The sequence below is a fragment of the Streptomyces sp. NPDC002776 genome, from assembly GCF_053592195.1.
This window is the reverse complement of sequence record NZ_JBSFVG010000061.1, coordinates 1-1,512: the sequence shown is the minus strand read 5'-3', so window position 1 is coordinate 1,512 and position 1,512 is coordinate 1. Positions and strand designations below refer to the sequence as shown.

General features: G+C 71.0%; 2 protein-coding genes. Both read right to left on the bottom strand.

Annotated features, from left to right (window positions below; all coding sequences use genetic code 11):
- On the bottom strand, positions 1–809 hold an 809-nt coding region (locus ACWD11_RS35135; protein ID WP_451287964.1), incomplete at its 3' end, for an ABC transporter permease.
- The coding region (locus ACWD11_RS35130; RefSeq protein WP_451287962.1) for an ABC transporter ATP-binding protein at positions 796–1,512 on the bottom strand (717 nt) is incomplete at its 5' end. The genes ACWD11_RS35130 and ACWD11_RS35135, both read right to left, overlap by 14 nt.

The window sequence follows — 1,512 nt, the reverse complement described above, 5'->3', positions numbered from 1 at the left end:
CCGACGAGCAGGATCAGGAAGATGGCCAGGAACACCTGGGACATGCTGGCGTTGTTGCGGCCGTTCTCCAGCAACTGGCCGAGCCCGACGCCCAGGTCGGGGGAGGAGGCGATGATCTCGGCGGCCATCAGCGAGCGCCAGGAGAACGCCCAGCCCTGCTTCAGACCGGCCAGATAGCCCGGCAGGGCTCCCGGCATCACGATGTGCCAGGTGCCCTTCAGGCCGGTGGCGCCCAGGGTGCGCCCGGCGCGCAGGAACAGCGGCGGGATCTGGTCGATGCCGGCGACGAGGCCGTTGGCGATGGAGGGGACGGCGCCGAGCAGGATGACGGCGTACATCATCGAGTTGTTCAGGCCGAGCCAGAGCACGGCGGGCGGTACCCAGGCCACCGAGGGCAGGGACTGCAGTCCGGACAGGATCGGGCCGATCGCGGCCCGGACGAACTTCACCCGGGCGACCAGCAGGCCGAGGGGGGTGCCGATGGCGAGGGCGAGGAGGAAGCCGAGCAGGCCGCGCGAGACGCTGGTCCAGATGTAGTCGAGGAGTGTGCCCTGGAGCCAGGCCGTGCGTACCTCGTCCCAGACGGCGGAGGGTGCGGGGAGCTTGTAGGCGGGGGCGGCCTCGGCCCAGACCAGGACCTGCCACACCGCCAGCACCAGCGCGACGGCGGTGACCGGCGGGAGTACCTTGCGGACCAGGGTCTCGCGCAGCGGGGTGCGGCTGGTGTGGACGGCGTCGAGTGCGTCCAGGCCGGCTTCGAGTCCGGCGAGGTCGCCCGCGTCCTTGGCGGTGGTCTCAGTGCTGGCCATGGCGGCGGATCTCCCCACGCAGTTCTTCGGTGATCTCGACGGACAGCTCGGCGACGGCGCTGTCCTCGATGCGGCGCGGGTGCGGGATGCCGACGGTCCATTCGCGGGCGATGCGGCCGGGGCGGGAGGACAGCAGGATGACGCGCTGGGCGAGGCGTACGGCCTCGCGGACGTTGTGCGTCACGAACAGCACCGACAGGCCCGTCTCGCGCCAGATCCGGGTCAGCTCGTCGTGCAGCACGTCCCGGGTGATCGCGTCCAGTGCCGCGAACGGCTCGTCCATCAGCAGCAGTTTGCTGTCCTGGGCCAGCGCCCGTGCCAGTGCGACGCGTTGGCGCATGCCGCCGGACAGTTCGTGCACCCGCTTGCCGTAGGAGCCGCCCAGCCGGACCAGTTCCAGCAGTTCCTCGGCCCGGCCGCGTCGTTCGGCCTTGGGCATCCCGCGCAGCTTGAGGGCGAGTTCGATGTTCTTGCCCGCGGTCAGCCACGGGAACAGGGCGTGTTCCTGGAACATCAGTGCCGGACGGCCGTCGGTGGTGATGGCGCCCGCGCTCGGCCGGTCCAGGCCCGCGACCAGGTTGAGCAGCGTGGACTTGCCGCACCCGGAGGCTCCCAGGAGGGTGACGAACTCACCGGGCGCGACATCGAGGGTGATGTCGTCGAGGACGAGCTGCCGCCCGGCCGGGCCGGCGAAGGACTTCGA